Raw genomic sequence first — 4098 nt, 5'->3', positions numbered from 1 at the left:
CTGAGTTTGATGCGACCCTTGGGCTTGCTCAAGGAGGTTACCAATTCCTATATTTGGATTACGCTAGCTGATAATCTCTGTAACCTGGGAAAACTCTCTAATTTTTTAAGCCTGAGTAGTTACGTTACATAGCTTTTAATTCCATTCAATTGCCTCCTCTGAAGTTCGAGAGTTCTTACTTCACTCTGGTACATTGCCTCAAAGATTTTTAATTGCTCTCGAATAAACTCAACATTTTGCTCAATTGTCATTGGCTCACTTATATCTTGAGGACTAATAAGTGAGTCACTGATATTTTGGTTGCAGGTTGGACAATTACCAGAATTGGATTGTAGACTTTGGGCTGATCCAAGATTTGAAAGTCTTCGCAAATCGGTATTTTTAGATAGTTCTTCTTGTAAAGAGGAAATTCTATCTTGAATTTCTGAAATTTGAGAGACTTGACCCTCTAGTTTTTCAAATTTTAGTTTTATTTCTGTTTCAATCTCCAAAAGCTCTTCTTGTTTCTCTTGTAGTTCCTGCTGAGCCGATTCAGTTACTTGCTCAACATTGGGAATTTCCTGGTTTTCCAAAGCTTGAAGGCGAGTCTCTAGGTCTGCTATAGCTTGCGAGAGGTCTATCCAATCATTCTCATGGGAAACCATAATCTTTGGCTGAACACTTGGAGGCCAATTAGAAATGGGCTGAGAAGGTATATTATTGACAATTGCATTGATAGCTTCAGTAAGACGGCTACATTCATTGATTTTAGCTGACCAGTTATTTTTAATTGTTGATTCTTGCTGCTTTAGAATTACTTTTTGAGTGGCGATTTCTTGTGCATCCAAGTCCAATAAATACTCAAATGCTCGTCTATTTAGATCTTTTATCTTAAAGTAAGTCGGTAGGCGATTTCGTAAATTAGTCCATCCATGCTTTTGCTCAACAAACATAAACGGAAACAAAGTTTCCATGTAGAGTAGTATTTCATTTTCGTCATAAGTAGGAACATTTGGAAGTTGCCAACCCACAAACTCTGCCAAAAGACGATGGAATCCTATTTCTCTAGATGCCCCTCCTCGTTCTCGAACAATGTAATCTCTAGACATATAAGAATTGGTTGTTTGAGATAGCATAGCTCCTTCCCAAACATTTACTAAATGCCTATTTTGGTTGCCTTTTATTTGACGACGAACAGTTAGTGTATCTGTGCCGTTTGAAATTTCAAGCAATACTTCAGATTCTAAGACCTCGTAGGTTGTACCTTCGTACTCTAAAAAATCTGTGGTGACTGGAGGTAGGGGAATTTGTTGACTTGGCCCCATCATTCCTTCTAGAGCAAGTGCATAGAGAATTGATTGTAAACAAGTTGATTTCCCAGAAGTGTTATCCGCATGTAAAATAAAAAGACCTGTCTCGAAAGGTATCTCTACACCGAACAACCCTCTAGATGTCACTATCCTTAAATTTAAATGCCGTATCTGTAAAGTCATGTCCGAATTTGTTTCAACAAACTTTTTGCTAATTTTTCTGTGACAGGTACGCACTTTTCTCTTAAAAATGCTTTCTCAGCTTGCAGGCAGTCTTCTTCTATTATTTCATTCGCAAGCTGTCTACCTTTTTCTAATAAGCGAATTCGCAAATTCTGACTACCATCCACCACTTCTACTAAAGATTCAGCAATTGCGTACTCAATTGCTCTATTAAATCCAGGCTCACATCTTATAAGAGTTGCAAAAGGAGATAACCGATTTTCTAACAATTCAGTGAGCCGTTCTCTATTTTCATTGTTGCGAAGCGACCAATTCAATAAATGCAATCTAGCAACTGAACTACGCCCACCTCGGCAACAAATATGTAGAATCAGAACTAATATACTCAATCCCCAAATCACTCTTAGTTGAGGTTGAAGAGGAACAGGTTGATCTCGAAAAGAAAATTCTATATCTAGATAATCTAGTAATTCTTGTGTTTGCATCTTGGTACCAGCTTAAAAATCCAGTGGACATCGCATTAGCCAATCTGAAATACCTTCCCAACTTAAGGCTTGAATTATACCACCTGGTAGGTTAGGAGCGGAATTACGCAATTTTTCAGAATAACGTTTAAGTGCCTCATTCAGGTGTTGTGTCGCAGGATCACTATTGATTAAACTTAGAGTGCTTAGCTCGAATTCGTACATGCGCTTACAGTTATCTAGCTGAGCATATATATCAGGATAGTTTTTGCTAAAGGAATCTAATAAATTTTGACCTCTTAGATAATGTTCTATCATCGAGATCTTAAAATCTTCGATTTTTTCATCTATAGCTAATTGGGGGATTTTCTGTGCCTTCTGGCTTAGAGTACCAACCAAGCCATCATTACTTGTAATCCAATCATTGCGGTGTTCTGGGTCAACATTTATGTTTTGATCTTCAACAGAAATCACACCAGAGTTAGCTAGTTCATTTATTTCTTTGGCAAAACAAGAGTCTGTATCAATAATCACTTTGAAGTCATCTGAAACATATGGCAATCCTGCTCTCAGTACTTCTTCAGATTTCTTAGATGCATGTTGAACTAATGATGCACTTTCAGAAACCGGAACAATTAAGATCCATCGACGAATAAATGTGCCACCAAAAAGCCTGACTAGTTCAGGCTTATTTCGTATGAACTTACCAATATCAGTAGTAATTTTATTGCGCTGAGCATCATATCGTTGTTGAGTAGTGCAAGGCTCTTGAGTCGCATAACATTGATAAGCACATCCATCAGTGGAGTAACCTTCGATACCGAAGTCACCTACGTGCTTGGCTGGGACTTCTTGATAATTACCAGGCCCATAATGTCTCTTGATTAACAACTGAATATATTTTTCCCATTCCTCTCCTTCCCAAAAGCGCACGTTCAAAGATGTCATGCTGTCTCGCGAAATACCTAAAATGAGCGTTTGCAGTTAAACTCTTCAAGCTTAGCCCATTTCAGTACTTCTAGGTCATCCAAGAGATCAGAGTAAAGGCTTAGGGCTTGATGCTAGAGAAATTCTATACAGGCTCATGAAAAAAGACTCGAAGCAGACTATGTATCTGACGATACTTTTTGGAGGGACTGTCCGACGTGATAACTTATACAACCTTGCAGTCCAACTATTATTTAAAGGGAAAGTTTCCACCTATTTACCCCATACGGATGATTAGGTGGAAATACGTCAGCCTAATCCGCCTAATCCACCTATATGGCTGATTAGGTGGAAAGTTTCAGTATAATCATCCCTCCTATATACGCTGGTGCTGCTTAGGATTTATTTACCCTCTGCTCCTTTGCCTTCATTCCATGCCACCGTCTGAGCCTCGTCCTAAGAAATTACTCGACCAGGTACGTGATGCTATTCGGCTGAAGCATTATTCCTATCGAACGGAAGAAACTGCTGTGCTGCTTCAGGAACTTACAACCGTAGCTAAGCCAATGCTTTGTGAGGGGTTCATTAATCGTCCTTAGAAACCAACCTGACATCAGACAGACTTAAGGAAAACGCAGCTTCTGTCCCTAGGCCCAGCGCCGTCAGCTTAGACATGTCGGCTCCAGCCTCTACCAGGCGGCTTAAGGGAATTTCTGCCTGGGTCCATTCACCAAGGGTGGCGGCGACAAACAACGGAGTCAGATCCAAGTCGGCTTGACAGTCCTCGCCGCACTGGACCACTAGGGTAACCGCACCGGCTGGCAAGGCATCTACCCGATATTGCATGACCAGGGCCATGTCGCCATAGTGGGCAGCGGCAGTGTAGTCAGTGGCAGGTCCGATGAATGCGATCGCACCCCTCTCTTCTCCACTCCACACAATCTGTTTTGCATCCTCTTGGGCCGCCCGGTCAATAGAGCGAATCGTCAGCGCCTCACCCAGTTGAGTACGCGCCACCACCGGCACCGGACTGGACACCTCTCCCACCGTGGCCTGTAGGCTCCAGGGAGCTATGGGTTGGCCAAAGGCAAACAGGGCATTGCCAGTAGTGGGTTCACGGCCATCTAACCCAGAAAATTCCGGTAGCTGAGCCAGGTTGCCATGATCTCCATAGGTGAGACCATAGCCATAGGGAAATAACGGATCATAGTTGTGATCAGCGCGATTCACCTTAG

At 41.6% G+C, this 4098-nt stretch carries 4 protein-coding genes; all 4 read right to left on the bottom strand.

Going from position 1 to position 4098, the window contains the following annotated elements:
* Positions 1-119: 119 nt before the first annotated feature.
* Positions 120-1472 carry a hypothetical protein gene (locus VB741_RS26065; protein ID WP_323368149.1) on the bottom strand — a complete coding sequence of 451 codons (1353 nt, stop codon included), beginning with the start codon at positions 1470-1472 and terminating at the stop codon, positions 120-122.
* Positions 1469-1957 carry a hypothetical protein gene (locus VB741_RS26060; RefSeq protein ID WP_323368148.1) on the bottom strand — a complete coding sequence of 163 codons (489 nt, stop codon included), beginning with the start codon at positions 1955-1957 and terminating at the stop codon, positions 1469-1471. Before VB741_RS26060 ends, VB741_RS26065 begins: the two co-directional genes overlap by 4 nt.
* A 12-nt stretch (positions 1958-1969) precedes the next feature.
* On the bottom strand, positions 1970-2884 hold the full coding sequence (locus tag VB741_RS26055; protein ID WP_323368147.1) for a hypothetical protein: 915 nt from the start codon (positions 2882-2884) through the stop codon (positions 1970-1972).
* A gap of 564 nt (positions 2885-3448) precedes the next feature.
* A partial coding sequence (locus VB741_RS26050) for a putative glycoside hydrolase (RefSeq protein WP_323368146.1) occupies positions 3449-4098 on the bottom strand: 650 nt, incomplete at its 5' end.

Origin of the sequence: Leptothoe sp. PORK10 BA2, assembly GCF_034932105.1 — a bacterium.
GTDB lineage: Bacteria > Cyanobacteriota > Cyanobacteriia > Phormidesmidales > Phormidesmidaceae > Leptothoe.
The sequence above is the reverse complement of the archived record's forward strand: the minus strand, read 5'-3'. Positions and strand labels throughout refer to the sequence as shown.